Source organism: Amycolatopsis sp. NBC_01480 (genome assembly GCF_036227205.1).
Taxonomy (GTDB): Bacteria; Actinomycetota; Actinomycetes; order Mycobacteriales; family Pseudonocardiaceae; genus Amycolatopsis.
The window spans coordinates 8,124,360-8,148,912 of record NZ_CP109442.1 but is presented as its reverse complement, the minus strand read 5'-3'; the positions used below and the strand labels follow the sequence as shown (position 1 = coordinate 8,148,912).

Annotated in this window: 25 protein-coding genes; 10 read left to right on the top strand and 15 right to left on the bottom strand. The window is 72.3% G+C overall.

The features are described from left to right. Nucleotides 1-9: 9 nt before the first annotated feature. The 4 genes from OG371_RS38345 to OG371_RS38330 all read right to left on the bottom strand — a co-directional run bounded on the left by OG371_RS38345 (nt 10) and on the right by OG371_RS38330 (nt 2,304). Nucleotides 10-555 carry a nuclear transport factor 2 family protein gene (locus OG371_RS38345; protein WP_329061071.1) on the bottom strand — a complete coding sequence of 182 codons (546 nt, stop codon included), beginning with the start codon at nt 553-555 and terminating at the stop codon, nt 10-12. Between the two features lie 186 nt (nt 556-741). After that, nucleotides 742-978, bottom strand: coding sequence for a hypothetical protein (locus OG371_RS38340; RefSeq protein WP_329061069.1), 237 nt, complete (start codon nt 976-978; stop codon nt 742-744). Nucleotides 979-1,096: 118 nt separating this feature from the next. Beyond that, nucleotides 1,097-1,795, bottom strand: a complete 699-nt coding sequence (locus tag OG371_RS38335; RefSeq protein WP_329061067.1) for a hypothetical protein — start codon at nt 1,793-1,795, stop codon at nt 1,097-1,099. After that, nucleotides 1,792-2,304, bottom strand: a complete 513-nt coding sequence (locus OG371_RS38330; protein ID WP_329061064.1) for a SigE family RNA polymerase sigma factor — start codon at nt 2,302-2,304, stop codon at nt 1,792-1,794. Before OG371_RS38330 ends, OG371_RS38335 begins: the two co-directional genes overlap by 4 nt. Nucleotides 2,305-2,609: 305 nt before the next feature. Between OG371_RS38330 and OG371_RS38325 the strand changes: the two genes are divergently transcribed. After that, entirely contained in the window at nt 2,610-3,110 is a 501-nt protein-coding gene (locus OG371_RS38325) for an ATP-binding protein (protein WP_329061062.1), read from the top strand. A gap of 24 nt (nt 3,111-3,134) precedes the next feature. Here the strand turns inward: OG371_RS38325 and OG371_RS38320 are convergent, their stop codons facing one another. The 3 genes from OG371_RS38320 to OG371_RS38310 all read right to left on the bottom strand — a co-directional run bounded on the left by OG371_RS38320 (nt 3,135) and on the right by OG371_RS38310 (nt 6,378). Continuing rightward, nucleotides 3,135-4,472, bottom strand: a complete 1,338-nt coding sequence (locus tag OG371_RS38320; RefSeq protein ID WP_329061060.1) for a GMC family oxidoreductase — start codon at nt 4,470-4,472, stop codon at nt 3,135-3,137. 274 nt (nt 4,473-4,746) lie between these two features. Continuing rightward, the gene (locus tag OG371_RS38315) at nt 4,747-5,373 is read right to left on the bottom strand and encodes a DsbA family oxidoreductase (RefSeq protein WP_329061058.1); all 627 of its coding nucleotides are present in this window, start codon (nt 5,371-5,373) and stop codon (nt 4,747-4,749) included. Nucleotides 5,374-5,493: 120 nt separating this feature from the next. Then, the gene (locus tag OG371_RS38310; protein WP_329061056.1) at nt 5,494-6,378 is read right to left on the bottom strand and encodes an EamA family transporter; all 885 of its coding nucleotides are present in this window, start codon (nt 6,376-6,378) and stop codon (nt 5,494-5,496) included. Between the two features lie 83 nt (nt 6,379-6,461). Here OG371_RS38310 and OG371_RS38305 point away from each other — a divergent pair, with 83 nt between their 5' ends. Continuing rightward, the gene (locus OG371_RS38305; RefSeq protein WP_329061054.1) at nt 6,462-7,331 is read left to right on the top strand and encodes a LysR family transcriptional regulator; all 870 of its coding nucleotides are present in this window, start codon (nt 6,462-6,464) and stop codon (nt 7,329-7,331) included. Nucleotides 7,332-7,377: 46 nt separating this feature from the next. Here OG371_RS38305 and OG371_RS38300 read toward each other — a convergent pair whose 3' ends face one another. Further along, on the bottom strand, nt 7,378-8,052 hold the full coding sequence (locus OG371_RS38300; protein ID WP_329061052.1) for a hypothetical protein: 675 nt from the start codon (nt 8,050-8,052) through the stop codon (nt 7,378-7,380). 99 nt (nt 8,053-8,151) lie between these two features. After that, nucleotides 8,152-8,592, bottom strand: coding sequence for a hypothetical protein (locus tag OG371_RS38295; protein WP_329061050.1), 441 nt, complete (start codon nt 8,590-8,592; stop codon nt 8,152-8,154). 294 nt (nt 8,593-8,886) lie between these two features. Between OG371_RS38295 and OG371_RS38290 the strand changes: the two genes are divergently transcribed. Genes OG371_RS38290 through OG371_RS38275 form a run of 4 tightly spaced genes read left to right on the top strand, consistent with a single transcriptional unit; the run spans nt 8,887 to nt 13,922 of the window. After that, nucleotides 8,887-10,512: an ABC transporter substrate-binding protein gene (locus tag OG371_RS38290; protein ID WP_329061049.1), complete on the top strand. Its 1,626-nt coding sequence runs from the start codon at nt 8,887-8,889 to the stop codon at nt 10,510-10,512. Next, nucleotides 10,509-11,471 carry an ABC transporter permease gene (locus tag OG371_RS38285; RefSeq protein ID WP_329061047.1) on the top strand — a complete coding sequence of 321 codons (963 nt, stop codon included), beginning with the start codon at nt 10,509-10,511 and terminating at the stop codon, nt 11,469-11,471. The genes OG371_RS38290 and OG371_RS38285 overlap by 4 nt, the downstream gene beginning before the upstream one ends. Next, entirely contained in the window at nt 11,464-12,300 is an 837-nt protein-coding gene (locus tag OG371_RS38280; RefSeq protein ID WP_329061045.1) for an ABC transporter permease, read from the top strand. Before OG371_RS38285 ends, OG371_RS38280 begins: the two co-directional genes overlap by 8 nt. After that, nucleotides 12,297-13,922 (top strand): ABC transporter ATP-binding protein, encoded by a 1,626-nt coding sequence (locus tag OG371_RS38275; protein ID WP_329061043.1) that lies wholly within the window; start codon nt 12,297-12,299, stop codon nt 13,920-13,922. Before OG371_RS38280 ends, OG371_RS38275 begins: the two co-directional genes overlap by 4 nt. Nucleotides 13,923-13,958: 36 nt before the next feature. Here OG371_RS38275 and OG371_RS38270 read toward each other — a convergent pair whose 3' ends face one another. Genes OG371_RS38270 through OG371_RS38245 form a run of 6 tightly spaced genes read right to left on the bottom strand, consistent with a single transcriptional unit; the run spans nt 13,959 to nt 19,236 of the window. Continuing rightward, a complete protein-coding gene (locus tag OG371_RS38270) occupies nt 13,959-14,984 on the bottom strand; it encodes a pyridoxal phosphate-dependent aminotransferase (RefSeq protein WP_329061041.1) in 1,026 nt (341 codons plus the stop codon). Between the two features lie 4 nt (nt 14,985-14,988). Next, nucleotides 14,989-15,417 (bottom strand): ester cyclase, encoded by a 429-nt coding sequence (locus OG371_RS38265; protein ID WP_329061040.1) that lies wholly within the window; start codon nt 15,415-15,417, stop codon nt 14,989-14,991. Between the two features lie 41 nt (nt 15,418-15,458). Beyond that, a complete protein-coding gene (locus OG371_RS38260) occupies nt 15,459-16,697 on the bottom strand; it encodes an acyl-CoA dehydrogenase family protein (protein WP_329061038.1) in 1,239 nt (412 codons plus the stop codon). Between the two features lie 16 nt (nt 16,698-16,713). Beyond that, nucleotides 16,714-17,586, bottom strand: coding sequence for an SAM-dependent methyltransferase (locus OG371_RS38255; RefSeq protein ID WP_329061036.1), 873 nt, complete (start codon nt 17,584-17,586; stop codon nt 16,714-16,716). Next, on the bottom strand, nt 17,583-18,146 hold the full coding sequence (locus tag OG371_RS38250; protein WP_329061034.1) for a DUF2867 domain-containing protein: 564 nt from the start codon (nt 18,144-18,146) through the stop codon (nt 17,583-17,585). Before OG371_RS38250 ends, OG371_RS38255 begins: the two co-directional genes overlap by 4 nt. A gap of 43 nt (nt 18,147-18,189) precedes the next feature. Next, nucleotides 18,190-19,236: an alpha/beta hydrolase gene (locus tag OG371_RS38245; protein ID WP_329061032.1), complete on the bottom strand. Its 1,047-nt coding sequence runs from the start codon at nt 19,234-19,236 to the stop codon at nt 18,190-18,192. Between the two features lie 569 nt (nt 19,237-19,805). Between OG371_RS38245 and OG371_RS38240 the strand changes: the two genes are divergently transcribed. From OG371_RS38240 to OG371_RS38225, 4 genes are all read left to right on the top strand, one after another. Continuing rightward, nucleotides 19,806-19,991: a thiocillin/thiostrepton family thiazolyl peptide gene (locus OG371_RS38240; protein ID WP_091614358.1), complete on the top strand. Its 186-nt coding sequence runs from the start codon at nt 19,806-19,808 to the stop codon at nt 19,989-19,991. Between the two features lie 118 nt (nt 19,992-20,109). Further along, the gene (locus tag OG371_RS38235; protein WP_329061026.1) at nt 20,110-20,907 is read left to right on the top strand and encodes an alpha/beta fold hydrolase; all 798 of its coding nucleotides are present in this window, start codon (nt 20,110-20,112) and stop codon (nt 20,905-20,907) included. After that, nucleotides 20,904-23,555 carry a lantibiotic dehydratase gene (locus OG371_RS38230; protein WP_329061024.1) on the top strand — a complete coding sequence of 884 codons (2,652 nt, stop codon included), beginning with the start codon at nt 20,904-20,906 and terminating at the stop codon, nt 23,553-23,555. Before OG371_RS38235 ends, OG371_RS38230 begins: the two co-directional genes overlap by 4 nt. Next, complete coding sequence (locus tag OG371_RS38225) at nt 23,552-24,553, top strand: lantibiotic dehydratase C-terminal domain-containing protein (RefSeq protein ID WP_329061023.1); 1,002 nt, start codon at nt 23,552-23,554, stop codon at nt 24,551-24,553. The genes OG371_RS38230 and OG371_RS38225 overlap by 4 nt, the downstream gene beginning before the upstream one ends.

Genomic DNA, 24,553 nt, shown 5'->3' with positions numbered 1-24,553 from the left:
ACAGTCCTGCTACGACAGCGCGCCCGGTTTCAGGTGGTAGGCCAGGTTCCCCGCCAGGTCGACCGACGGGCGCCGCTCGGTGAACCGCCACTGCCCGTCGCGGCGGGCGAAGCGGTCGTCGTAGTGGCCGGAGGCGATCGGCTGCAGCGGGAGGTCCGCCACGGCCTGCAACGCGGTCCAGTAGCTGTGCGCGGTCGCGGTACCGGCGGCCTCGTCCACCTCGATGCGCAGGTTCGTGGTCAGGTGCCGGGTCCGGGGCGTGCCGTCGGCGTAGACGATCAGCATGTCCCGGAAATACCGCTCCACCGCCGCACGGCCGGTCGCGGGCGTGCGGCCACCGGCGAACACCCCCTCGGCGAACAACTCGCCGACACCGGCGAAGTCCCCCGCGTCGACACACGCCGCGTAGGTCAGGATCAGGTTCTCGATCGCCCGGGCGGACTCCGGCATCAACGCACTCCGACCTTCGAGGGCGGGACGGCTCCACCCGGCTGTGCCGAGGTTACCCCCGGCGAGCAGCCCGGGGCCGAACCCCTTGCCCCGCAGAGCCTTCACCCCGGTTCCGCGTCCCGCCGAGGTTCCACACCCGCCGAGCCCACCGTCGACCAGGCCGCCGAAATACCCGGCTTCAGTCCTCGGCCGGTTCCTCCGTCGTCGGCTCCGGGTCCGGGGCCTTCTCCGCGCGGCGGCCGATCTCCGAGACCACGGTGTCGAAGATCGGGGTGGCGGTGTCGCCGGGCGTCATGCGCCGGCTCGCACTTCGATGATGTTCTCGGCGCGGACCCATTCCGGCTCGGTGTCCAGGGCGCGGCCCTCGACCCGGACCGGGACCCAGGTGATGTCGGTGTACGCGTCGAAGACCGCTCCCCCGGCGACCACGCCCTGGCGGCACCGCAGCCGCGCGCCGGCCCGGCCCCCGCCCGGCCGGTAGGTCACCTGGCGGCCCGCCGTGAGCGGCCCGGAAAACTCGTCGTGCACCCTCGGCTCCCCTCCGTGTAGGGCCACCATGCCCCGGCGGGCGCGGACACTGAAGCCCCGTCCCACGGGCGGGCGACCCCCGCCAGGGGTACCCCGCCGATCCCGGCCGGGCCGGGGCTCAGGAGAGCAGGCGCCGGCCCTTGCCGTCGTAGGCGTTCATCGGCAGGGCCGGGAAGGCGGCCAGCGGCTTGACGTCCTTGCGGGGGAACCAGAAAACGGTCACGCCGGCCTGGTCGACCACCGCTGTCTCCGCCGTGTAGACCAGCCCGCCCGCCTCGGCGGTGACGCGCCGCGCGGGGCCGGCGTAGTAACCGTAGAACGGAACGTCGCGGCCCGGGCGACCGACAGTCAGCGCGTGGAAGCCCTGAGTGGGCACGCCCGAGCCGCCCACCACGTCCGCCGTGACGGCCTTCCCCTGCCGATGGCCGAGCACCAGCTGGTACGGCCGCACCGCCGGGGCGGGCAGGTACTGGTCCGGCTCGAACGCGCGCAGGTACAGCACCACCTCGCCCTCGTCGTCCACGGCGCCGGTGTCGATGACCTCGCCGATCTGCAGGCCGTCGGACGTCGTGGGCGGCCCGGGCGTGACGGTGGGTGGCGCCCCGATCGCCGGCGGTGCCGGCTCGCGCCACTGCTGGACGCCGGCAAGCAGCCCGGCCACCGCCGCCACCGCGGCCAGGGCCGACGCCCCGGTGACCAGCCGGCGGTACCGGCGCCGGCGGCGGCCCAGCCGCATCACCCGCGCCAGGTCGACGTCGGCGAACGGCTCGGCGGGCGGTTCGGCGAGGGCGGCGCGCAGGCCGTCGAGGTCCGTCACGATGCCCTCCCCGCCGCGCATTCGAGCACCCGCGGACCGGCCGCCACGCGCATCTTCGCGAGCGCCCGGGAGTTCGTGCTCTTCACCGTGCCCAGTGAGACCTTCAACTCGGCGGCGACGTCCGCCTCGGACAGGTCGCAGAAGTGCCGCAGCACCACCACGGCTCGTTCCCGCGCGCTCAGCTCGGCCAGCGCGCGCATCAGCCACTCCTGCGTGACGACGCCGTCGGTGAAGTCCCGGACGACCGGCCGCTCGGGCAGCTCCTCGGTGGCGTCCTCGCGGATCGGGCGGCGCCAGCGGTCGATCACGTGGTTCGCGAGCACCCGGCGGGTGTAGGCGAACGGGTCCTGCCGCCGGATCTTCCCCCACGAGGTGTACGTGCGGACCAGGGCGGTCTGGACGTCGTCCTCGGCCTGGTGGCGATCGCCGGTCAGCAGGTACGCCGCGCGCAGCAGCCGCGCCGAGCTCGCCCGGACGAACTCGGCGAATTCGGCGTCACCGCGGGCCATGAAGGTCCTTGCGCGCACCCATGCCGGTTTTGACGGGTGACGCCCGCAAAAGGTTGAGCCGGTTCCCGGCGGGCCGGGCGGGGTCTTTCGTCCCTGGTTCGGCGGCCGGTCGGGCACCGGCCCACCGAGCTGGTCCAGACCTTCCCGGCAAGCCGCTGACCTGCGACGTTTCCGAGGCTGTTTCCCGAGGCCCAGCACCAGGACACGCCCATCGACAGCCGCCCGAACCGCGGCGTGGCGGCGGTGGCATGATGCCCGCACGGTCCCGCTCGGCCGGGCCCGGGAGCCGATGAGGAAGGTGAGGCTTGAGCGCGCGCATCACCCAGGTGGACGATCTCCGACTGGTGGCGCAGCCCAGTGCAGTTCCGTGCACCGAGCTGTTCGTCCGCCTGCTCCTGAGCGACTGGTCCCTGCTGCCCATGGTGGAGCAGGTCACCGCCACGACCTCCCGGCTCGTCGGCGACGTCGTGGACCAGAGCCGTCCCGCATCGCCCGCGTTCGTCACCGTGCGGCTGCAGCTGCGCGGCGACGTGCTGGTGGTCGAGGTCGAGGACGACCTGCCCGACCCCAGACCGCCGAGGCCGGCGCCCGGCGAGCGGATGGGCGTCGAGCCCCGCGGCGCCGCGGGCCGCACCACCTGGTGCGAGCTGCCGCTGCCCGGCGGGCTGTCGGCGGGCCAGGTCCGCCTCCCCCGCCGCCAGGAGCGGCGCACCCTGGTGGACGAGCCGGTCTCCGGCGCCCCGGTGGCGGCCGATCCCGAGGTGCTGGAACGCCTGCTCAACCGGCTCAGCGGCTGGTCCGGCTGACAGTGTCTACTGTGGACACTCCGCTCAGCTCTTGATCAGCTCCGCCGCCCGCTCGGCCACGGCCAGCACCGTCGCGTTGACCTGACCGGATCCCGGAGACGGCAGCACGGACGCGTCCGCCACCCGCAGGCCGCTGATCCCGCGCACCGCCAGCGCCGGATCGACCACCGCGCCGAGCGCGCACGTCCCGACGGAGTCGTGCGCCGTGGAGACCGCCTGCCTGACGTACGCCCGCAGCGCCTCGTCCGACTGCGCCGGGAGCCCGGGCACGATCTCCTTGTCCCGCACCGCTTCGAGCGCAGCCGCGGTGCCGATCGCCCGTGCCCGCCGGATTCCGTCCGCGAGCCGGTCCAGATCCGCCGCCTCGCTGAGATAGCCCGGGTCGACGCCGTCCAGCCGCACCGCTCCTCGCGAAGCCGGGGCGGTCAGGGTGACGAGCACGGAGTAGCCGTCCTCCAGGCCGCGAACCGACCGCGGGTACACCGGCACGTCGGCGAAGGTGATCAGCAGATCCGGTGCGAGGACGTGCGGCATACGCGCGAACCGAGCCGCCCGCACCGGCCGCGTGGCCGAATAGGAGACGGCCACGCGCGGCGGGTCCTGCAAGTTCGCGCCCACTCCCGGCAGGTCCGCGACGACGGTGATGCCCGCCGCGCGCAAGTCGGCGCCTGGACCGATTCCCGACCGCAGCAGCAGGAGCGGGCTGCCCACCACCCCGGCCGCGAGCACCACCTCTGCCTTCGCAACTGCCGTCTCGTCCCGGTCGCCGACGCGGTATTCGACGCCGCAGCAAACGGTCCCGTCGAGCACGAGCCGCCGGGCGCAGGCGTCGGTGACCACCGTGAGGTTCGGCCGGTCCGGCGCGAGGTAGACGTCGGCCGCGCTCCGCCGTACCCCATCAACCGTGGTTGTGTTGGTCCAGATGGCCGAGTGGCCCGCCTCCATGGCGGCCGCGAAACAGGCTTCCCACAACGGTTCCCGGTCCGGCACCACCTCCGCGGGCGCGCGGGTCAGGTACGGCTCCAGCGCCGCGCCGTCCCAGCCGGGCACGGCCCAGGCGTCGTACGCGGACCGGTCGCCCGGCACGTGCGTCAGCCCGCCGATGCCGCCCGAGCCGCCGAGCACCTTGCCACGCGGCCACCGATGGGCCTCACCGCCGGTGCCGGGCTGCGGGACGGTCTCCAGGTCCCAGTCCACAGAGGACTGAGCCAGCCGGGGCCAGGCGAGGGGATCCGCCATGGCGACGAGTGGTTCGGCCGGTCCGGCTTCGAGCAGGAGCACGCGCGCGTCCTCCGAAAGCCGCGCGGCGAGCACGCAGCCCGCCGTCCCGCCGCCCACGACGATGTAGTCGAAAGAGTGCACCCCAGTCCGTTCCTTCTCCGCTCGCGGAGGCCGCGGAACAGGCCGTCACCGGTGCTCGAACACGCTTCAGGCCCGGGTGCCGGCACGCGGTGCGCGCCGGTGCCCGAGCCGGCAGTGGTTCATCGTCCCCATGTCGATGCGCTACGCCCAGCTCTCGTGCGGCATCAGTGGTCCAGACCGTCCCCCAGCCCTTGTCCCGGGACGCCGCACCCGCGCCGCCCGGTCGCCATCGTAGGCGAGCCGGTGGCGAACCAGAAGATCCTTCACACTCGGCTCACGCGGCGCGCTGCTCCCAGGCCTGCTCCAGCGCCCGCGCGAAAACCTCCACCGACTGCCCGCCGGCGACGCCGAACCGTCGGTCCAGCACGAAAAACGGCACGCCCGTGGCACCGAGCCGTGAGGCCTCCTGCTCCTCCTCGCGGACGGCCTCGGCGTAGGCCGCGGGATCGGCGAGCACGCGCTCCGCCGCCGTCCGGTCGAGGCCCGCTTCGGCCGCGACTTCCAGCAGGGTGTCGCCGGTGAACAACGGCCGTGCCTCGGCGAAGTTGGCCTTGAACAGGGCGTTCACCAGCTCGTTCTCCACGCCCTGCTCGCGCGCGAGGTGCAGCAGCCGGTGCGCGTCGAAGGTGCTGCCGACCTCGCGGTCGACGCGGTAGCCGAGCCCCTCGGCCGCGACCAGCCCGGCCATCCGCTCCTCCATCTGGACGGCGTCGGGCCCGTATCGGGCGGACAGCATCTTCTGCAACGGCTCCACGGTGTCGCGCGACGGGTCCAGCTCGAACGAGCGGAACGTCACCGTCACCTCGTCCCGGTGCTCGAACGAGCCGAGTGCCGCCTCGAACCGTGCCTTGCCGAGGTAGCACCACGGGCAGATGATGTCGCTCCAGATCTCCACGTGCATGCGCGCCAGCCTAAGGAAGGCCGGCGCGATCTTGAAGTACGCACTTACGGGTAAGGGCGATAGGCGCGGGGGCGGCTTTCGCGCTAGGGCGCAAGCATGCACCTCGCCGAGGCACTACGCTCATTCCTGCCGAACAGCACTCGCACCGACTGAAGCACTGACGACCGGCTGACGCGCCCCGGTCCGCTCCGCGCCGATGCCCGCGGCCACCACGAACGCCACGCCGGCGATCGCGCCGACGTTCGGGATCTGGTGCAGCACCAGCAATCCGATGATCAGGGCCAGCGCGGGCTCGACGCTCATCAGGGTGCCGAACGCGGACGTCGTCAGCCGGCGCAGGGCGAGCATCTCGAGGCTGAACGGGATCACCGGGACCAGCAGCGCCAGGCCGAGCCCGGCGAACACCAGCGGCCAGGTCAGGTGCCCGAACGCCGCGGGGCCGGCCACGACCGTCGCGACCAGGCCCGCCACCGGCATCGACACGGCCAGGCCGCGGACGCCCGCCACCTCGTCGCCGACCCGCTGGGTCAGCAGGATGTAGCTCGCCCAGCAGACCGCCGACGCCAGCGCGTAGCCGACGCCGACCAGGTCCACGCCGCCGCGCCACGGCTCGGTCAGCAGCAGCACGCCGACGGCCGCGAGCACCGGCCACAGCCGTTTCCCGCCGCTCCCCCGCGCCACCGCGACGGTGAGCGGGCCGAGGAACTCCAGCGCGCTTGCCGTGCCCATCGGCAACCGCGCCACGGCGGCCATGAACAGCATCGTCATGCCCGCGGTGACCACGCCGAGCGCGACGCACGCGAGCAGCGTCGAGCGGCTGAACCCGGAAAGGCGCGGCCGGACCAGCACGAGCAGCAGCACCCCGGCCCAGGCCAGGCGGAGGAACGCGGCGCCGCCGGGGCCGATCTCGTCGAACAGGCCCACCGACACGGCGAGGCCGAGCTGGACGCAGAGCATGGAGGCGACGGCGAGCGAGGCGCCGGCGCGGGCGGAGGAAGGGAGCACGTGCCCAGGTAAGCCCACGACGACCGTTCGCGTCCACCTGGCGATCGTGGACGTACCGTTCAGCGACCGTGGACAATGGCGGGATGGAGACCCGTCGCCTGCAGTTCCTGCTCGAACTCTCCCGGCTCGGCTCGATGCACGCGGTCGCCGATGTGCTCGGGACCACCACGTCGACGGTTTCGCAGCAGATCGCCGTGCTGGCCCGGGAAACCGGCACCCCGCTGCTGGAGCCGGACGGCCGCCGGGTGCGGCTGACCCCGGCCGGGCAGCGCCTGGCCGAGCACGCCGTGTCGATCCTGGCCGCCGTCGAGGCCGCCCGCGCCGACCTCGACCCGGCCAGCGAGCCCGCCGGGACCGTGCGCGTCGCCGGGTTCGCCACGGCCATCCGGCGCTCGCTGCTGCCGGTCGCCGACCAGCTGGCCGGGCGGTTCCCGCGGGTGCGGCTGGTGATCAGCGAGTACGAGCCGGCCGAGGCGCTGGCCCAGCTGATGGCCGACGACGTCGACCTCGCCCTGACCTACGACTACGACCTGGCGCCGGCCACGGTCGACCGCGCGGTCGACGTCGCTCCACTGTGGACGGCGCCGTGGGGCCTCGGCGTGCCCGCGCCGGCCCCGGACGGCGGCGACACGCTCACGGTGTTCCGCGCGTTCCGCGACCACGACTGGATCGGCAACTCCCGCAACCGCGCCGACGAGGACGTGCTGCGCACCCTCGCGTCGATGGCCGGGTTCAGCCCGCGCGTGACCCACCGCGCCGACAGCCTCGACCTGGTGGAAGACCTCATCGTCGCAGGCCCCGGCGTCGGGCTGCTGCCCCTGGACCGGCCGACCCGGCCCGACGTCGCGCTGCTCCCGCTGACCGGCCCGGACGTGCGGCTGCGCTCGTTCGCCTGCACCCGCCGCGGCCGCGCGGCCTGGCCGCCACTCGCGCTGGTCCTCGGGCTGCTTTGAGGCGGACTCCTTGGTCAGGTTGGGATATACGGTGGAGTGGCGATGTCTAGGTCTTTCCCGGAAGCCTGAGCGTGCCGCGGGCAAGGTGGTTGGTCTCCGCGGCATTGTTGACCACTGAGTGGAGGATTCCGTTGTAGGTCAGATCCCAGATTCGCCGGTCGTCCTGCAGCCTGCCGATGCCGGCTTGCAGCTTTCGTCCACCGCTGTCGACAAAATGCAGATTCAGCGTATTGCTATAAGTATAGGCCTTGATCGAGGTCAGCTCATAGACGCGAACCCAGCCCTTGTTGACCATGACCCACTCGGCACCCGCGGCGGTGCCCTCTTTGATGACGATGGGATATGCAAGCAGGGAAAACCCTGCCACGGCCGGCCAGATCCACCAGAAATGAAACCAGTTTGCCGTAAATCCACGTATGACGAAGATGCCGATCATCACCAGAACGTAGGTCCAGATGACAGCCATTACGGCCTTGCGCCGACTGGCTTGATACGACACCAAAGTAGGACCCTGACCGGGCGGTGGGCGATGTTTCCTGCCCTGGCCGACGTCTCGGCCCTTGTCGACTCCGGGAAGCCCTTTATCGGCACGCGAATAGGCTGGCGCACGTGGCGGGAACGGCTGACCTGTGCCCACGTCAGGTTTCGGCGGTAGCCGCATCGAGTCAGCGTGCTCATCTTGCGGGCGCGAAGGTGTGTCGGGTGTGTCAGCCATCGCCATAGCTCGATTCCACAACTTGATTGGCGGGCATGCCGCCGACGACTCGCCGATCACAGCGTGTGTCGCAGCCGAGGAGGCCTTGACGGCACTTGAGCTGCGTCAGCGGCGCCCGGCGTTCAGCACCACAAGGAACTGCCCACCACCCGGCTCGACCCCCCCGGTCACCGGTAGTCCCGGCACCAGCCGGGAGAAGCGGTCCACCAGCCAGTCCGCCGCGTCCTGCGCGTCCTGGCGGGTCGGGCAGCGGGCGACCGTCTCGCGGCCGCCCTTGCGCTCCAGCCGGCCGGCGACGGCGATCAGCGGGGCGGGGTCGACCACGTACAGCCGCTCCGGCCAGGCGATGACCACCTTGACCGCGCCCTTGCGGGTGTTGCAGCCGCGGTGCGCCAGCCGCTCGGCGATCTTGGCCTTGCGGTCCGCGGTCCGGCTGTCGACGCTCGGCCCGCGCGGATCGTTCACCGACATCCCGGGGTCGACGGGCTCGTCGCACACCCAGCACCGCCAGCCGTCGCGCTCGGCCACGTCATCGAGGAGACTCACCCGGGCAAACTAGCCTGCCCCGCCGCGGGCCCGCGCACCGCACCGGGCGAGTAGCGCCAGCACCCGGGCCCGGGTTCCCGCGGACTGGACGGGCTGGACGTACAAACCCCTTTCCCCTTCCCGGTTCCCGCCCCGGCACCGCACGATTTCCCTTGTCTGTCAACGAGATGTTCGCCGGTGGCCGTCAGCTGGGAACGCGGTCCACATCCTGGAAAGGGGTTCAGCCCGCCGCCGGGGCGGTGTGAGCTGGCGGCGGCGCGAAGCCTGCGCCGTCCCCACCACAGGAGGATCTCCGTGCCCGGCCACTCCCCATCCCGTCTCCTGCGCGCCGCCGCGCTGGCACTCCCGGTCCTGCTGCTCACCGCCTGCGCGTCCGCGGGCGGGGCCGGCGCGGGCGACGCCGGGCCGCCGCGCCCGGGCGGCACCCTCCGGCTCGGCCTGTCGTCCAATCCGGACTGCCTCGACCCGCAGCAGGTGAGCACCAACGCCGCGCTGAACGTCGGGCGCCAGCTCGTGGACTCGCTCACCGACCAGGACCCGAAGACCGGCGCGATCACGCCGTGGCTCGCCGACAAGTGGACGGTGAACGCCGATTCCACCAGTTTCACCTTCCACCTCAAGCCCGGCGCGACGTTCTCCGACGGCACCCCGGTCGACGCCGGCGCCGTGAAGACCAGCTTCGACGGCATCAAGGCGCTCGGCGCGAAGGCCCTGCTCGGCGCCAGCTACCTGGCCACCTACCGGAGCTCCACCGTCGTCGACCCGGCCACCGTGCGGATCGACTTCACCGCGCCCAGCGCGCAGTTCCTCCAGGCCACCTCCACGATGTCGCTCGGCGTGCTGGCACCGGCGGCCTACAAGAAGACCGCGGAACAGCGTTGCCAGGGCGATGGGCTGCTCGGCTCCGGCCCGTTCGTCTTCACCAGCTTCAAGCCCAACCAGGAGGTCGTGCTCTCCAAGCGCACCGGCTACCACTGGGGCTCGCCGCTCTGGGCCCACCAGGGCGAGGCCTACCTGGACAAAGTGGACTACAAGATCGTGCCCGAGCCCGGCGTGCGCACCGGCAGCCTCGCCTCCGGCCAGCTCGACGCGATCACCGACGTCCAGCCCGTCGACGAGCCGCAGTTCGCCGCGGGCGGCGGCTTCACCGAGCCGGTGCGGCCGAACCCGGGCATCGTGTTCAACCTGCACGCGAACGTCACCCGCGGGGTGCTCGCCGACGTGAAGGTCCGCCAGGCGGTGTCGAAGGGCATCAACCGGCCCGAGGTCACGAGCACCGTGCTGACCAAGAACTACAAGCCGGCCACCAGCATCCTCGGCTCGGCCACCCCGCTCTACACCGATCTGTCGAAGGACCTCGCCTACGACCCGACCGGCGCCGAGGCGCTCCTGCAAGCCGACGGCTGGGTCCCCGGCCCCGACGGCATCCGCACGAAAAACGGGCAGCGGCTGAGCGCGTCGGTGATCTTCTCCGCGGTCTTCAACCAGAACCAGAGCGTGCTGGAGCTGATCCAGCAGCAGCTGCGCAAGATCGGCTTCGACCTGCAGATCCAGCTGCACACCAACGCCGAGGCCACGCAACTGCAGCAGGCCGGGAACTACGACTTCCTCTGGTACAACGTCACCCGCGCCGACCCGGACATCCTGCGCCAGCAGTTCTCCACCAAGACCGGCAACCGCAGCAAGCTGGCCCCGGGCAACCCGCTGGACGCCGTGCTCGACCAGCAGTCCGCGACCGTCGACCCGGCCGCCCGCAAGCCCGCCGCCGAGCAGGCGCAGCGGCTGATCGTCGAGCAGGCGTACGCGATCCCGGTGTTCGAGCTGACGCAGGTGCTCGCGCTCGGGCCGAATGCGCACGGCGTCGGTTTCGAGGCCTCGTCCCGGCTCCAGCTGTTCGACGCGTGGGTGTCGGCCGCATGAGGGTGCACCCGGTGGTCCGCCGGCTCCTGCAGGCGGTGCTCGTGCTGTGGGCGGCGTTCACGCTGTCGTTCGTGATCCTCTACCTGTTACCCGGCGACGCCGTGCTCACCAAGCTCGGCGGCGCGGACGGCGGCGTCACCGCGTCGCCACAGCAGATCGCGGAGGCCCGCGCGCAGTACGGCCTCGACGAGCCGGTCCTGGTGCAGTACGGGAAACGGCTGGCCGACGCGCTGCACGGCGACTTCGGCACGTCCGTCTCGACCGGCGACGACGCCACGCACATGGTGCTCACCGCCCTGCCGCCGACGCTCGCCGTCACCGGCGTGGCACTGGTGCTCGCCGTGGTGTTCGGCGGCGGGATCGCGATTCTCGGGACGTACACCCGGGTCCGCGCGGTCAGCCAGTTCCTGCTGTCGCTGCCGCCGCTGGGCACCTCGCTGCCGACGTTCTGGGTGGGGCTGCTGCTGATCCAGCTGTTCTCCTTCCGGCTGCGGCTGTTCCCCGCGCTGGGCGCCACCGGGTTCGCGTCGCTGGTGCTGCCCGCGATCACGCTCGCCCTGCCGACCGGCGCGATCATCGCCCAGGTGCTCGCGAAGAGCCTCCGCACGCAGCTGGCCGAGCCCTACATCGAGATCACCCGCGCGAAGGGCGCCAGCCGCCGTCGCGTCCACTTCGGACACGCGCTGCGCAACGCCGGGCTGCCCGCCCTGACCCTGGTCGGCGTGGTCGCGGGCAACCTGCTGGCCGGGTCCGTGGTGACCGAGACGGTGTTCTCCCGCGACGGCCTCGGCCGGGTCACCGCGTCGGCCGTCACGGCGCAGGACATCCCGGTGGTGCAGGCGGTGATCGTGCTGTCCGCGCTGTTCTTCGTGCTGCTCAACCTGGCCGTCGACCTGCTGTACCCGCTGCTCGACCCCCGCGTGGCCGTCGTCCGGGAGAAAGTGACCGCTCATGGCTGACCTCGCCCTCCGCCAGAACGGCCGGCTGCTGGTGCGCCGCCCGGGACTGGTGCTCTCGGTGCTGGTCCTCGCCGCGGTGCTGCTGGCCGCCTTCGCCCCGGCGCTGTTCACCTCGTACGACCCGTTCTCGGGCGTCCCGGCCGAACGGCTCCAGGGCCCGTCCGCCGCCCATCTCTTCGGCACCGACGAGACCGGCCGTGACGTCTTCTCGCGGGTGGTGCACGGCGCGTCACTTTCCTTGCGCGCCACCGTTCTCGCGGTGCTGGTGGCGTTGGTCGCGGGCGCCGCGCTGGGCCTGCTGGCCGGCTTCCGCGGCGGCTGGGCCGACGCTCTGGTGATGCGGGTGGTCGACGTACTGCAGGCCGTCCCGGCGATCCTGCTTTCGCTGGCACTGGTGACCGGGCTCGGGTTCGGCACCACGAACGTCGCGATCGCCGTGGGCGTGGCCAACCTCGCCGCGTTCGCCCGGCTGATGCGGGCCGAGGTGCTGCGCGTGCGCACGGGCGTGTTCGTGGAGGCCGCCCGCGCCGGCGGGGTGCGCTGGACCGGCGTGCTCGGCCGGCACGTGCTGCCCCACGCGCTCGGCCCGGTGCTGGTGCTCGCCACCATCACGTTCGGCACCGCGGTGCTGGAGGTCTCGGCGCTGAGCTTCCTCGGCTTCGGCGCGACGCCGCCCACCCCGGAGTGGGGCGCGCTGGTGGCGGGCGGGCGCAACTTCCTGGCCACCGCGTGGTGGATGACCACCTTCCCCGGGCTGACCGTCGCCGCGGTCGTGCTGGCCGCCAACCGGCTTTCCCGGGCCTTCGACGGCGAACGGAGCGGACGATGAGCCTGCTGGAGATCACGGACCTGGGCGTGGCGTACCACACCCGGTCCGGCGTGGTGCCCGCCGTGCACGGGGTGAGCCTGAGCGTCGAGGCCGGCGAGATCGTCGCCGTGGTCGGCGAATCCGGCTCCGGCAAAAGCACCACCGCGCACGCCGTGATCGGCCTGCTCCCCCGCGGCGGCCGGGTGACCGCCGGCCGGATCGCCTTCGCCGGGCGCGAGCTGACGCGGCTGTCCGAAAAGGACTGGCAGGCGGTGCGGGGCACGGAGGTCGCGCTGGTGCCGCAGGACCCGACGGTCTCGCTCGACCCGGTCCGCCGGATCGGCGACCAGGTGGCCGAGGTGCTGCTGATCCACCGCCTCGCGCCGCGCCGGGCCGCCGCCGCCCGGGCCGTCGAGCTGCTCCGCCGCGCCGGGATCGACCGGGCCGAGGTGCGGGCCAGGCAGTACCCGCACGAGCTGTCCGGCGGGCTGCGGCAGCGGGTGCTGATCGCGATCGCGCTGGCCGGCGAGCCGAAGCTGATCATCGCGGACGAGCCCACCAGCGCGCTGGACGTGACCGTGCAGCGCGAGATCCTCGACCACCTCGAGGCGCTCGCCGCCGAGTCCGGCACCGCCGTGCTGCTGATCACCCACGACCTCGGTGTGGCGGCCGACCGGGCCGCGCGGATCGCGGTGATGTCGCAGGGCGGCATCGTCGAGCAGGGCCCGGCGCCGGAGATCCTGGCCGCGCCCGCCGAGCCGTACACCCGAAAGCTGCTGGCCGCGGCGCCCAGCCTCACGCGCGAACCCCTGCGCCCGCGCCGTGACGAGGGCCCGGACGTGCTGCTGTCCGTCGACAGCCTGGTGAAGACGTTCGCCTTGCCCCGCAACGGTTCCGCGCCGCGTTCGGCGCGCGCGGTCGACGGGGTCTCGTTCAAGCTCACGCGCGGCCGCACGCTCGCGCCGGTCGGCGAATCGGGCTCCGGCAAGACCACCACCGCGCGGATGGCGGTCGGGCTGGAGACGCCGAGCGCGGGCACCGTCACCTTCGACGGCCAGGACGTCACCCGGCTCCCCGCCGCTGACCTGAGGCGGCTGCGGCGGCGGTTCCAGCTCGTCTACCAGAACCCGTACGCGTCGCTGAACCCGCGCTTCGACATCGAGGAGGTCGTCGGGGAACCGTTGCGTGCCTTCGGCATCGGCTCCCGCACCGAACGGCGGGCCCGGGTCGCGCAACTGCTGGACCAGGTCGCGCTGCCCGCGTCCGCCCTGCGCCGCCGTCCCGCCGAACTCTCCGGCGGCCAGCGCCAGCGCGCGGCGATCGCCCGGGCTCTGGCGCTCAACCCGGACCTGGTGGTGCTGGACGAGCCGGTGTCCGCGCTGGACGTGTCGGTGCAGGCGCAGATCCTCCGGCTGCTGGTGGACCTGCAGGACGAGCTGGGCCTGACCTACCTGTTCATCACGCACGACCTCGCCGTGGTCCGCGAGATGGCCGACCACGTCGGCGTCCTGCGCGCCGGCCGCCTGCTCGAACTCGGCCCCGCCGACGAGGTGCTGGGCAATCCCCAAGAGGACTACACACGCGACCTGCTGGCCGCCATCCCGGGCGGCGCCCGCCATGATCAGGAGGCCCGCCTGGCCTAGGCATCCGGGCGCGGTTTCGGTTGGCGGCCCAGGGAATCAGCCCGTGAACAGGTCCGCGGCGACGGCCGGCTCGTTCGGACGGCGGTATTCCCGGGCGGCCTCGAGCACCGCGACGCTGTCGTCGCGGGTGCCGACGGTGATCCGGGTGCCGACAGCGGAAGTGCTCACCGTGAGACCGCCTTCGCGCAGGTGCTCAGCGAAGCCGGGCTCACCGGGTACCAGCACGAAGTTCGCGGCGCTGTCCACCACGGCCAGGCCGCAGGCCCGCAGCCCGGCGGTCAGCCAGGCCCGTTCGGCCCGCAGCGCGGTCATCCGCGCCTCGTGCTGCCCGGTGTCGCGCAGCGTCTCGATCGCCGCCGCGCAGGCCAGGTCGGACACCGTGAACGGCATCGAGCAGGCGTTGAGCTCGGCGACCAGCCGCGGTCCCGCGATCGCATAGCCGATCCGCAGCCCGGCGAGGCCGTAGGCCTTGGAAAACGTCCGGGTGACCACGACGTTCGGCCGCGACGTCGCCAGCTCCGCCGAGGACCGGGGGTCGGCGTTCTCGTCGAACTCCCGGTACGCCTCGTCGATCACGACCACGACCTCTTCCGGCACCCGGGCGACGAACTCCGCGAGTTCCCCCGGCCCGGCCCGGCGCCCGCTGGGGCTGTGCGGGTTGATCACCGCGATCAGGGCCGGCCGTTCGGCGACGGCGATCTCGGCCAGGCGGGTGAAGTCCGTGCCCAGCTCGGCGGTCAGCGGAACCTCGACCGCCACCCCGCGCTGCTGCCGGGTGTAGATCGGGTACATCTCGAATCCCGGCGCGGCGTACGCGACCTTCGCGCCCTGCGCCACCGCCGCGCGCCAGATCAGATCCAGCACGCGGGAGCTGCCCGCGCCGAGGACGACGTCGACGGGCCGGCAGCCGTTGCACTCAGCGACCAGCTCCGTGAGCCGGGCCTGCCAAGCGCCGGAGGGATAGCGGTTCACCTGCCGGAGGAGTTCTTCCCACGGCCCGAGCAACACCGCGTCGGGCGGGAACGGGAGTTCGTTGCGGTCGAGACGGGCCGACGGTGTCACGGCGTCAGCTCCCGGCCGGCGCCGCGACGGGCTCGGGCAGCGCCCCCAGCTGGCGGTGCAGCCCGAGCAGGTCCATCTCGTCCCAGTGCTGCGCGAGCAGGCCGTCTTCCACCAGGAAGATGTCAATCAGGCCGACCGAGAAGACACGGCCGGTGGGCGCGATGCCGAGCATCTCCCCCACCTGCCGGCCGCTGAAGGTCATCCGCGCGACGATCTTGTCGCCCTCGACGATCAGGTCCTGCACCGCGAGCTCGAGGTCTGCCACCACGGAGCACCACCGGCCGACCACCGCCTTGAACGCGGCCCGGTCCGGCACCGCGGGATTGGGGTGGCGGTAGTCCGCGGCGAGGCAGCGGTCCAGCAGCTCCGGATTCCCGGTGTTGTAGGCACTGACGAAGTCGCCGACCAGACGCTCGGCGGTCGCTCGGTCCATGGTCTCCCTGCTTCCTGGTTCGGAACCGGTGTTCGCCGGGCTCAGCGCGCCGCGCCGGCCACGGTGTCCGCGCGGGTGGCCAGCTCGGCCGACCGCGGCGGGGTGACCGGCGCGACCGGCAGGCCGAGCGCGGTCGAGGCGATCAGCTCGCAGGCGTCGGCATTGCTGTACGGGTGCACGGTGCCCGCTCGGACGTCGCGCAGCGCGCGCTCGTAGACCGAACCGGGCTTCAGCGCCGGGGAACCGGCCAGCTGCACCACCCGGTCGACGACGGCCACGGCGTTGTTCGTGCCGGCCAGCTTGGCCATCAGCACGCGGGACATGCCCTCCTGGACGCCCAGGTCCGTCCACAGGCTGTTGCCCATGACCTCTTCGGCGGTGCGCGAGATCAGCGCGCGGGCGCTCTCGACGAGCAGCTCACACTCCGCGACCGTGGTCTGGGCGAACGCGCGGTTTTCCCAGCCGCGTTTGCGCAGGTCGCGGACGCACTGCTCGAGCGCGCCGACCGCGATGCCGAGGTAGACCGCGCCGAACGACGGCATCGCCCAGCCCCACAGCGTCTGCAGCAGGGTGCCGTCCAGGTGGCCTTCCGGGAAGCTCAGCGTGACCGCGGAATCGGGCACCTCCACGTCGTGCAGCTCGACGTTGTCGCTGCACGTCGCGCGCATCCCGGAGCTGCGCCAGGTGCCCGTCTGGACCTTCAGGCCGGGTGCATCGGCGGGGACCCGGAAGACGAGCACCGTCGGCCCGGCCGGATCGTCCTCGCACACCGCCATGGAGGTGAGGTGGGTGGCGACCGCAGTGCCCGTGCCGAAGGTCTTGGTGCCGGTCACCAGGTAACCGCCGTCGACGCGCACCGCCTTGGCGCCGGTGGAGCGCACCAGCGCGTGGCCCGGCTCCGCGGTCGCCCCGGCGAGGAAAACGGTTCCGCGGGCGGCGCCGCGCAGCATCTCGGCCGCCGGCTCGCTGCCGGTGCCGCGCCAGACCCGGGCGAGCTGCCCGGTCATCGACAGGTGCATGTTGACCACGAGCGCGGTGGAGCCGCAGCCGGCCGCGAGCCGGTCCTGCGCGACGACCATGTCCGTCAGGTCGCCACCGAGGCCGCCCAGCTCTTCGGGCACCGTCAGCCCGAGGTAGCCGCTCTCCCGCAGCTCGTCGATGTTGCGGTGCGGGAACTCGCCGCTCTCGTCGAAGCCCGCCGCCCGCTCGCGGAACCGGTCCGCCAGCTCCTCGGCGAGCGCCGCGAACCGGCCGCTCCGCACCCCGGTGTTGATCTTCATCCGCGCTGCCTCGCTTTCACTGCTGTGCACCGGGTTCTTCGGGCACCGGACCGGCCGGCGCCGCGCCGAGTTCGGCGGTGACCAGCCAGGTGCGGGCCACTCCGGGCACGCTCCGGGCCGGGGTGCGGGGCACGCGCCTGCCGACCGAGCTGTCCACATCGGACGGTTCCACGACGGTGGCCCGCCAGCCGTACCCGGCCAGCCACTGCTCCGGCTCGGCGACGCCGGACTGCCACGGCCGCCCCTCGGCGCGCATCGTGGCCAGCCAGTCCCGCATCCACGGCGCCCGGTAGGTGTCGGTGTTCACCTGCTCGAGCCCGAGCCGGCTGCCCGGCGCGGACAGCCCGCTCAGCTCCCGCACCACCGCGTCGGCCTCGGCCTCGGTCAGGTAGTACAGCAAGCCCTCGACGAGCCAGACGGTCGGCGTGCCGGGATCGAAACCGGCTTCGCGCAACGCGGCAGCCCAGCCGTCCCGCAGGTCCACTGGGACCACCCGGCGCACGCAAGATGGCTCGCCGAAGCCCTCGTCCCGCAGGAGCTTTTCCTTGGCTGCCAGCAATTCCGGCAGGTCCAGCTCGAACACCTGCGTGCCGGGCTGCCAGTCCAGGCGGAACGCCCGGCTGTCCAGCCCCGCGGCCAGCAGGACCACCTGCCGCGACCCGTCCGGCCCGGTCGCGGTGGCCAGGTAGTCGTCGAAGAACCTCGTGCGCACCGCGAGCACGTCGAACCGCGGGGTCGGCGCGGAGCGGAACTGTTCGAGCAGCGACGCGTTGCTGCGCTCGGTGAAGGCGACCGCGAGCCGGTCGATGAACAGCCCGCCCGCGCGGACCGTTTCGGCGGCCCGCGCGTGAGCGATCCACTCGGCGGTGGCGCCGACCCCGGCCGTCACCGCGCCTCGTCGGCGATCGGTGTCTCCGGCGCTTCGGCCGCCACGGTCTGCAGGCCGCGCTCCAGGGCGTCACGCAGCATCCGCTGCTGCATCCGGCGCATCATCCGGTAGTAGATCTCGCCCGGCTTGTTGCGCGCGCGCAGCACAACGCCGAGGCGCGCGATGGAGCCGGTCACCAGGAACGAAACCCGGTAGTCCCACAGCGGGTCGGTGTCGCCCATCACGACTTCGCCGTCCTCGACGCTGTAGACCTGCCACGGGCCGAAGCGGTTTCCGGTGGCCAGCTCGGGCATGGCGCGCTTGCGGTGGCTGGTGTTCGGCTCCAGGCCGAACGGCTTGAACAGCACCCCCTGCACGCGGGTCAGCGCGTCGGCGACCGGCTGGAGCCGCTCCGGCACCAGGTTGGGCCGGGCCAGCGCGGCCCGGGTCAGATCCGGCGCGGTCACTGCCACGCCCGCGGGCAGGTCGACCTCGACCGCCGAGGCGTTGAGGTAAGGGGACCCGTCCCGGAAAGTCGCGAGCCCGGTCCCTTCGGGCACGGCGCAGTCTCGGAATCGCATGCGATCACTCCCTACGAGGGCGATTTGGGCTGTTGTCCGTCGGCTATGCCGGAAAATGCCGGTTCAGCCACCCGTTCGCCGCAGTGAACCACTGCGTCGAGTTGTCGTGCAGATTGAGCACGTGCCCAGCGCCGGGCAAGACGTATCCCTCAAGCTGGGCGGCGGGTGAATAAAAGGATTGTTCATTCCGGATAATGGCGCCGGAATCGGTGCACGGGAACGCGAGCGGACCGCCGCAGAAAAGCTGGTCGTTTTCCCCGACCGCGGCCAGAACCGGCACCGAAACCGCTTTCGAAACCGCTGGGTCCGCGGCCGCGGGTATAGTGCCCTCCTCGCCGGTGGTGACCGTGGACTTCGTCGCCTCGTCCACGCCGATCACGAGCGGTGACGAATCGGCGGCGTCGTAGAAATACCCCGCCCGCACTCCGGGCACCGTGGTCAGGTAGCCGGGCGGTTCGGTCGCGCCGGCGAACCGCGGATCCTCCGCGGCCGGGTGCATGTCGCCGAACAGCGTGCCCAGCTTGGGGCCGTAGGAATGCAGGAAACCGCTGGCCACGACACCGTCGACGTCGTGGTGGGCCGCCGCTTCGACCAGCGCGACGCTGGTGCCCACGGAGTGCCCGACCAGCACTATCCGGCCGAACCGCTCACCGGGAACCGCGCCCGACCGCAACTGGCCGACGACCTGGTGCACCGCGTCCGCCTCACTCGTCATGGTGAGCAGGTCCGCCGCCGGCCGGCCGCTCGCGCCGGTGCCCGGGCGGTCGACCGCCAGCACCGGCTGCCCGTGCGCGAGCATCCAGCCGACGTAGGAAGGCTTGCCGGGCGCGGAAGGCAGCAGCCAGTACTGGCTGTCATAGGTGGCGCCGGCCAGCAGGACCTGCAGCGGCCGCCGGCCCCGGTCGCCCGCGGGCCGGCACAGCAGGCCGCTGACCTGCGCCGACGTGGCGGCGGCCAGCGTCACCGGAAACCGGACCCGGGCGCAGGCAGCGCCCGGAATGGCCGGGGACCCACCGGCCGGTGAGCCGGCCGAGACCACGGCCAGGCAGCCGGACAGCACCGCCAGCACGGTGACGACTCGCGCCGCCACCCCGGAAAACCGGCGAAAAAGACCAGGAAAAAGCACAGGATCTCGTCCCCCAAGACTGCGTCGTCCTCGGACAGCAGCATGCACGCGCACGTCGGACCGGCCGACGCCGAACGACGCCGGCACCGTGGCGGTACCGCTGAAAGCTTGAATCCCAGAGCGTCCCCATTACGCCCTGCTATCAGAAAACCTGGCTAGCATGAAACGTGGTGATCAAGAAAGAAACGGTTCCCCAGCCTGCTCCGGACGATCGCCGCGGTGAGGCGGCGTCCCTGCCAGCACGTCCGGCGCAGTGGCCTCATTCAACCGCGACCCCTACGGGGTGTCAAGGGTCAACCGACTACAGCCACTGTTGGTCGTACCGATTCGAATTCCCCTGGCGCCACCGGATCGGCAGTAGACAGATCTGTATCCGTATGGTTCCGTGAATCAGCCCCCGCTTGGCGGGCGAGTACGTACGCGAATCATTATCAAGTGCGCGGCATCAAGTGCGCGGCCGAGATGCTGGGGGCATCCACATAATGCAGCGGCGGTCTGCCGTCTGCTTATCCTGGTAATGGAAGGGTGATTACATGAGCGCACCGACCTCAATTCAGGCGAACGTGGGCGTTGCGGGCCTCACCGGCCTCGACACCGACACGCTGGAGATCAGCGACTACCTGGACGAGACGCTGCTCGACTCGCACGACCTGACCGAGACGATGGCCAGCTCGTCGTCGTGCACGACCTGCATCTGCACCTGCAGCTGCAGCTCCTGAGCTAGGTAGCTCACACCACCGAGGACCGCTCCCGCCGCCGGCACGGGGCGGGAGCGGCCCTCGGCCACCCGGGGTTCCCGGGCGAACCGGTGTGAGCGGCACAGAAAGGACTCGGCAGGTGCGACCAGTGATTCTCGTGCACGGCCTGATGGGCACCGCGGCCGCGCACTACGGACCGTGCGAAAGCCTGTGGACCCACCCGGTGGTCACCGTCGGCCTGCCCGGCCACGGGACGGACCGGGAGCTGCCGGAGCATCCGGCGCCGGTCGCCATCGACCGGGTCCGCGCGGCGATCCGGGCACAGCCCGAGCCACCGCTGGTGGTGGGCCTGTCCTACCTCGGCGCGGCCGTGGCGCTGCACGCGGCCGCGGCCGAAGGCGCCAAAGCGGTCCACGGTGTCGTGTTGTCGGGTTATTCGCTGATCGTGCGGCCGAGCACGCTCGGCCGCTGGCTCGCCGCGTTCATCGGCATGGCCGCCGACCAGCAGCGGACCCGCGACCACTTCGCCGAGGCCCACGGCCCCGCCTGGGAACACCTGCTCACCACCACCACCGCCGAACTGGACGACGGCTGCCTGCGGCTGCCCCAGACCGCCGACATCACCAGCCTCGACCTGCCGGTCCTGCTGATCAACGGCGCCCTGCTGGAAAACGAACGCCTCGCGGTCCAGGCCGCGGCGGAAGCCGGCGCGGACGTCGCCGTGGTCGCCGGAGCCGGGCACCTGGTCCCGCCGGATAGCCCGCGCACTTTCGTCGCCGCGGTCGAGGAGTTCGGGGACCGGATCACCAAGCAGCGCACCACTTTCCACGAACGCCGCCGGGTTGCCGCGCGGTCCGCCGCAACCGTCGCAGCGTCGAGTGGGTCCCGACCGGCCGAGCGAGAGCCCGTTCCCGCGACGCACGGAGGGGCCGCGTGAACGCCCGACCAGAACAGCAGCAAGTCCGCCTCAGCCCGCACGGGGTGGTCCGCGTCTGCGGCATCCCCGCGTCCGTCCTCGGCGAACTCAGCTCCGCGAAAGTCGCCGGGCTCGCGGACGAGTTGAGCCGCGCCGATCAGGACTGGGCCGTCTGCGCACCCGCCGTCGCCGAGGCGCTTACCGCGGTGGTGCCGCTTGTGGCCGATCGCGCGCGTCGCAGCAAAGTGCTGGCGCTGCGGCGGATCCTGCACCAGGCGGGCGAACTGACCGAAGCGCGGCTGCGGCCGATCACCACGCTGCCCGAGGCGGCTCAGGTGCCCGGACTCGCCGAACTCGGCACGCTCGCCGCCACCCGGACCGACCTCGCCGAGCGCCTCGTGGCCGAATACGACCAGGCCTGGACCACCGAGCAGCGGGTGCTGTCCGGCGTCGCCCGGCGCGGGGAGCTGCGTACCACGGCCCAGCTCACCTCCGACGGCATGCTGCACAACCTCGACCGGTTCGCCGCGGACGTCGACCGGGGCGAGGCGCGCGGCAAACGCGCCCGCACCACCGAAGCGACGCTGGTGAACCTGGTCAGCCGCGGGGCGTTGAAGCCCTCCCCCTTCGGGCAGCTCGTCTACACGAGGCCGTTGTCGATCAACGACGAACCCGGCACCAAAGGCACCGAGCCCGATGCCAGGCAATCGGTTTGCCGCCTGCCTCGGCAGCTCGTGAACTGGGTGGAGCGCACGCTGGCCGACCACCTCGCCGGGCAGCCCGGGTTCGACAGCACCGTCGTGCTGCGTCGCGCGCCGTACGCGGCGGCCTCGGCGAAGGGCGTCGTGTTCATCGTCCGGGGGCGGGACGGCACGCACACCGCCGCGGGGGCCGAGCGGATCGTGCGGATCCAGCCGTCGCCGGTGCTCGGTGTCGTGCTCGAACTTCCCGCTGATCAGCCGATCACGGTGCAGGAACTACGAAATCTCTGCGCCGAACTGTCCGAAGCGGACAGTGCACTCGCAGATCTGATCGACCAGGGCGTGCTGGCCAGGGACCTCGACCTCGGCGAGCAGGAACCCGATCCCCTCACCCGGATCGCCGAAATCCTGCACGACGGAGACGAGCGGCTGCGCGCCTGCGTCGACGTCCTAAGTGAAGTAGAAGCCACCTTCGGCGCAGCCGACACCGATCAGCGCAGCGCCCTGCTCGACCGCGCCCGCACCGCCGTCGCCGAGCTGGCCGAATTCTGCGCAGTCCCGCCGCCGCCGCTGGACACCGCGCGGACCCTGGTCTACGAGGACTCCGTCATCACCACCGCACAGCAGGAATCGGCCGGCCACTGGCAGCGGCACCTGCCCGCACTGTCCACAATGCACCGGCTGATCCCGCTTTTCGACGACGACGCCCACGTGCGCGCGATCGTCGCGCAGGTGGTGGTCGAAGCCTTCGGGCCGGGACCGCACCGGCTGCTCACCCTGTACTCGGCCATGTCGACCCCCAAGCTGCGGGCCCTGCTCACCGCGCGCCTGGTGGACGTCACCGCGCCGGTCCCGAGCGAGCTGCGACGGCTCCAGGACGAGATCCTGCACCAGCCCGAGCTCGGTCCAGCACAGCAGGAGGTCCGGCTGGACGGCGACCGGCTGGCCGCGATCACCGAGCGCACGCCCAGCTGGGTCTCGCGCTGGCCGCGGGTGCACTGGCAGGTCCAGCGCCAGGGCGCCGGGCCGGACGAGCTGCTGGTCGTCAACGGCGGGGCCACCGGCTACGGCCGGGCGATCTCGCGGTTCGCCACGGCCTACGCGCTCGCGCCGCGACCGGCCACCGGCTTCACCGAAGCGGTCCGCGCCGACATCGCCCTCGACGACGATCCGGCCGCCCCGCTCACCGACCTGTCGGCGGTGCTCGGCATCAACGCCAACGTCCATCCCCCGCTGCTGGGCACCCACCTTCGTTACCCGTGCGGCACCCCGAAGGACTGGGGCGGCCCCGGCATCTCGCTCGAGGACTGCTGGGCGGAGGTCGAGCCGTCGACCGGGAAGCTGGTGCTGCGCCACGGAAAACAGGGACCGCCACTGCGGCTGGTGACGCTGAACTTCCTGCTGAACGACCTCGCGCCCCAGCTGTACCGGTTCCTGAACTTCTTCGGCATCGGCAGCCTGGGCAACCTCGCCTGGTGGGACCGCGTCGACCAGCGCGCCGGTCAGGGCACCGAGGTCCGGCTCTACCCGCGCCTGCGCCTGGACGACGTCGTGCTGGCCCGCCGGACCTGGAAGATCCCGCCTGCCGAGCTGCCCGATCCGGCCACTTCGGACGGTGCGGCGGCCTACCGCGAAGTGCGGGCCTGGCAACGCGCACTCGGGCTGCCGGACCAGGTGTTCTGGCGCGGCTTCACGGTGCCCGACCCCCTGGTCGCGGTCTCCGACGAGGAACGGGCGCGGCTGACCCGGACGCTGGTGAGCTTCCCCAGCGCGGCCGAGCGCAAGCCGGCGTTCCTCGACTTCACCAGCGTGACCAGCGTCCGCACCTGGCTGCGGGCGCTGCGCCGGGCCCCCGGCGAGCTGACCGTGCAGGAGTGCCTGCCCGCGCCCGGCGGCGACGGCGCCGGGGCGGTCGATCCGCTGTCCACCCGCGAGTTCACCATCGAGACGTCAGGACGGGTTCGATGACCGGTACCGAGCCGACCTGGCTGTCGGCCCACATCTTCTACCACGGCAACAGCGACGAGCTGATCACCGGCGCGGTACTGCCGCTGTTCGACGAGCTGTTCGCGGACGGTCTGCTCCGGCGGCGGTTCTTCCTGCGGCACTGGGAACGCGGACCGCACGTCCGGGTCCGGCTGCAGGTCGAAGCCGGGCAGGCCGACGCGGTGCGCACCCGGGTGGCGGAGCGGATCACCGGCCACCTCGCCGAGCACCCGGGCCCGGCCGACGCCGACCCCGAGCGGCTGCGGGCATCGCTGCGCAAGCTCAGCCTGCTCGAACACGGCTCCGACGCCGACCCCGAGCTGCGCGCCGCGGAGCCGGCCAACACCCTGCGCTGGATCGGCTACGTGCCCGAGCTGGCCAAGTACGGCGGCCCCGCGGGCCTCGCGGTCGCCGAGGACGTGTTCGACGTGAGCAGCCTGCTCGCCGGGCAGGTGCTGCGGCAGGTCGGCAGCGACAACGCCCGGCTGGGCATCGCGCTGCAGCTGCTGCTGATCGCCAGCCGCTCCCTGGGTCTCGACGACGCCGGGCGCGCCGTTTTCCTGCGCTCCTACCAGGAACGCTGGCAGGGCTACCTGCCGGACGCGGACGCGATGCTCGCCGCGTGGGCCGGGCAGTACGAGCACCAGCGGGACCGGTACCGGTCGCTGGTCGACGACCTTGCCGAAGGACGGCCGATCGGCAAGGGCCTCGGCGAGCACTGGGAACGCACCCTGGACACCGCGGTCGCCCGGCTGCGGCCGCTGGTCGAGGACGGGAGCGTCTGGCCGTCCGATGTGGACCGTGCCGCGCCGCCGTTCGTCGCCATCGCGGCGCTGCTCTGCCAGTACCTGCACACCACCAACAACCGGATGAACGTCCGGCCGCAGGGCGAGTGCTTCATCGCCTACCTCGCCCACCGCGCGGTCACCGAGCAGATGTCCCGTCCCCATGCGCTGGCGGACGCGGCGGGGAAGGAATGA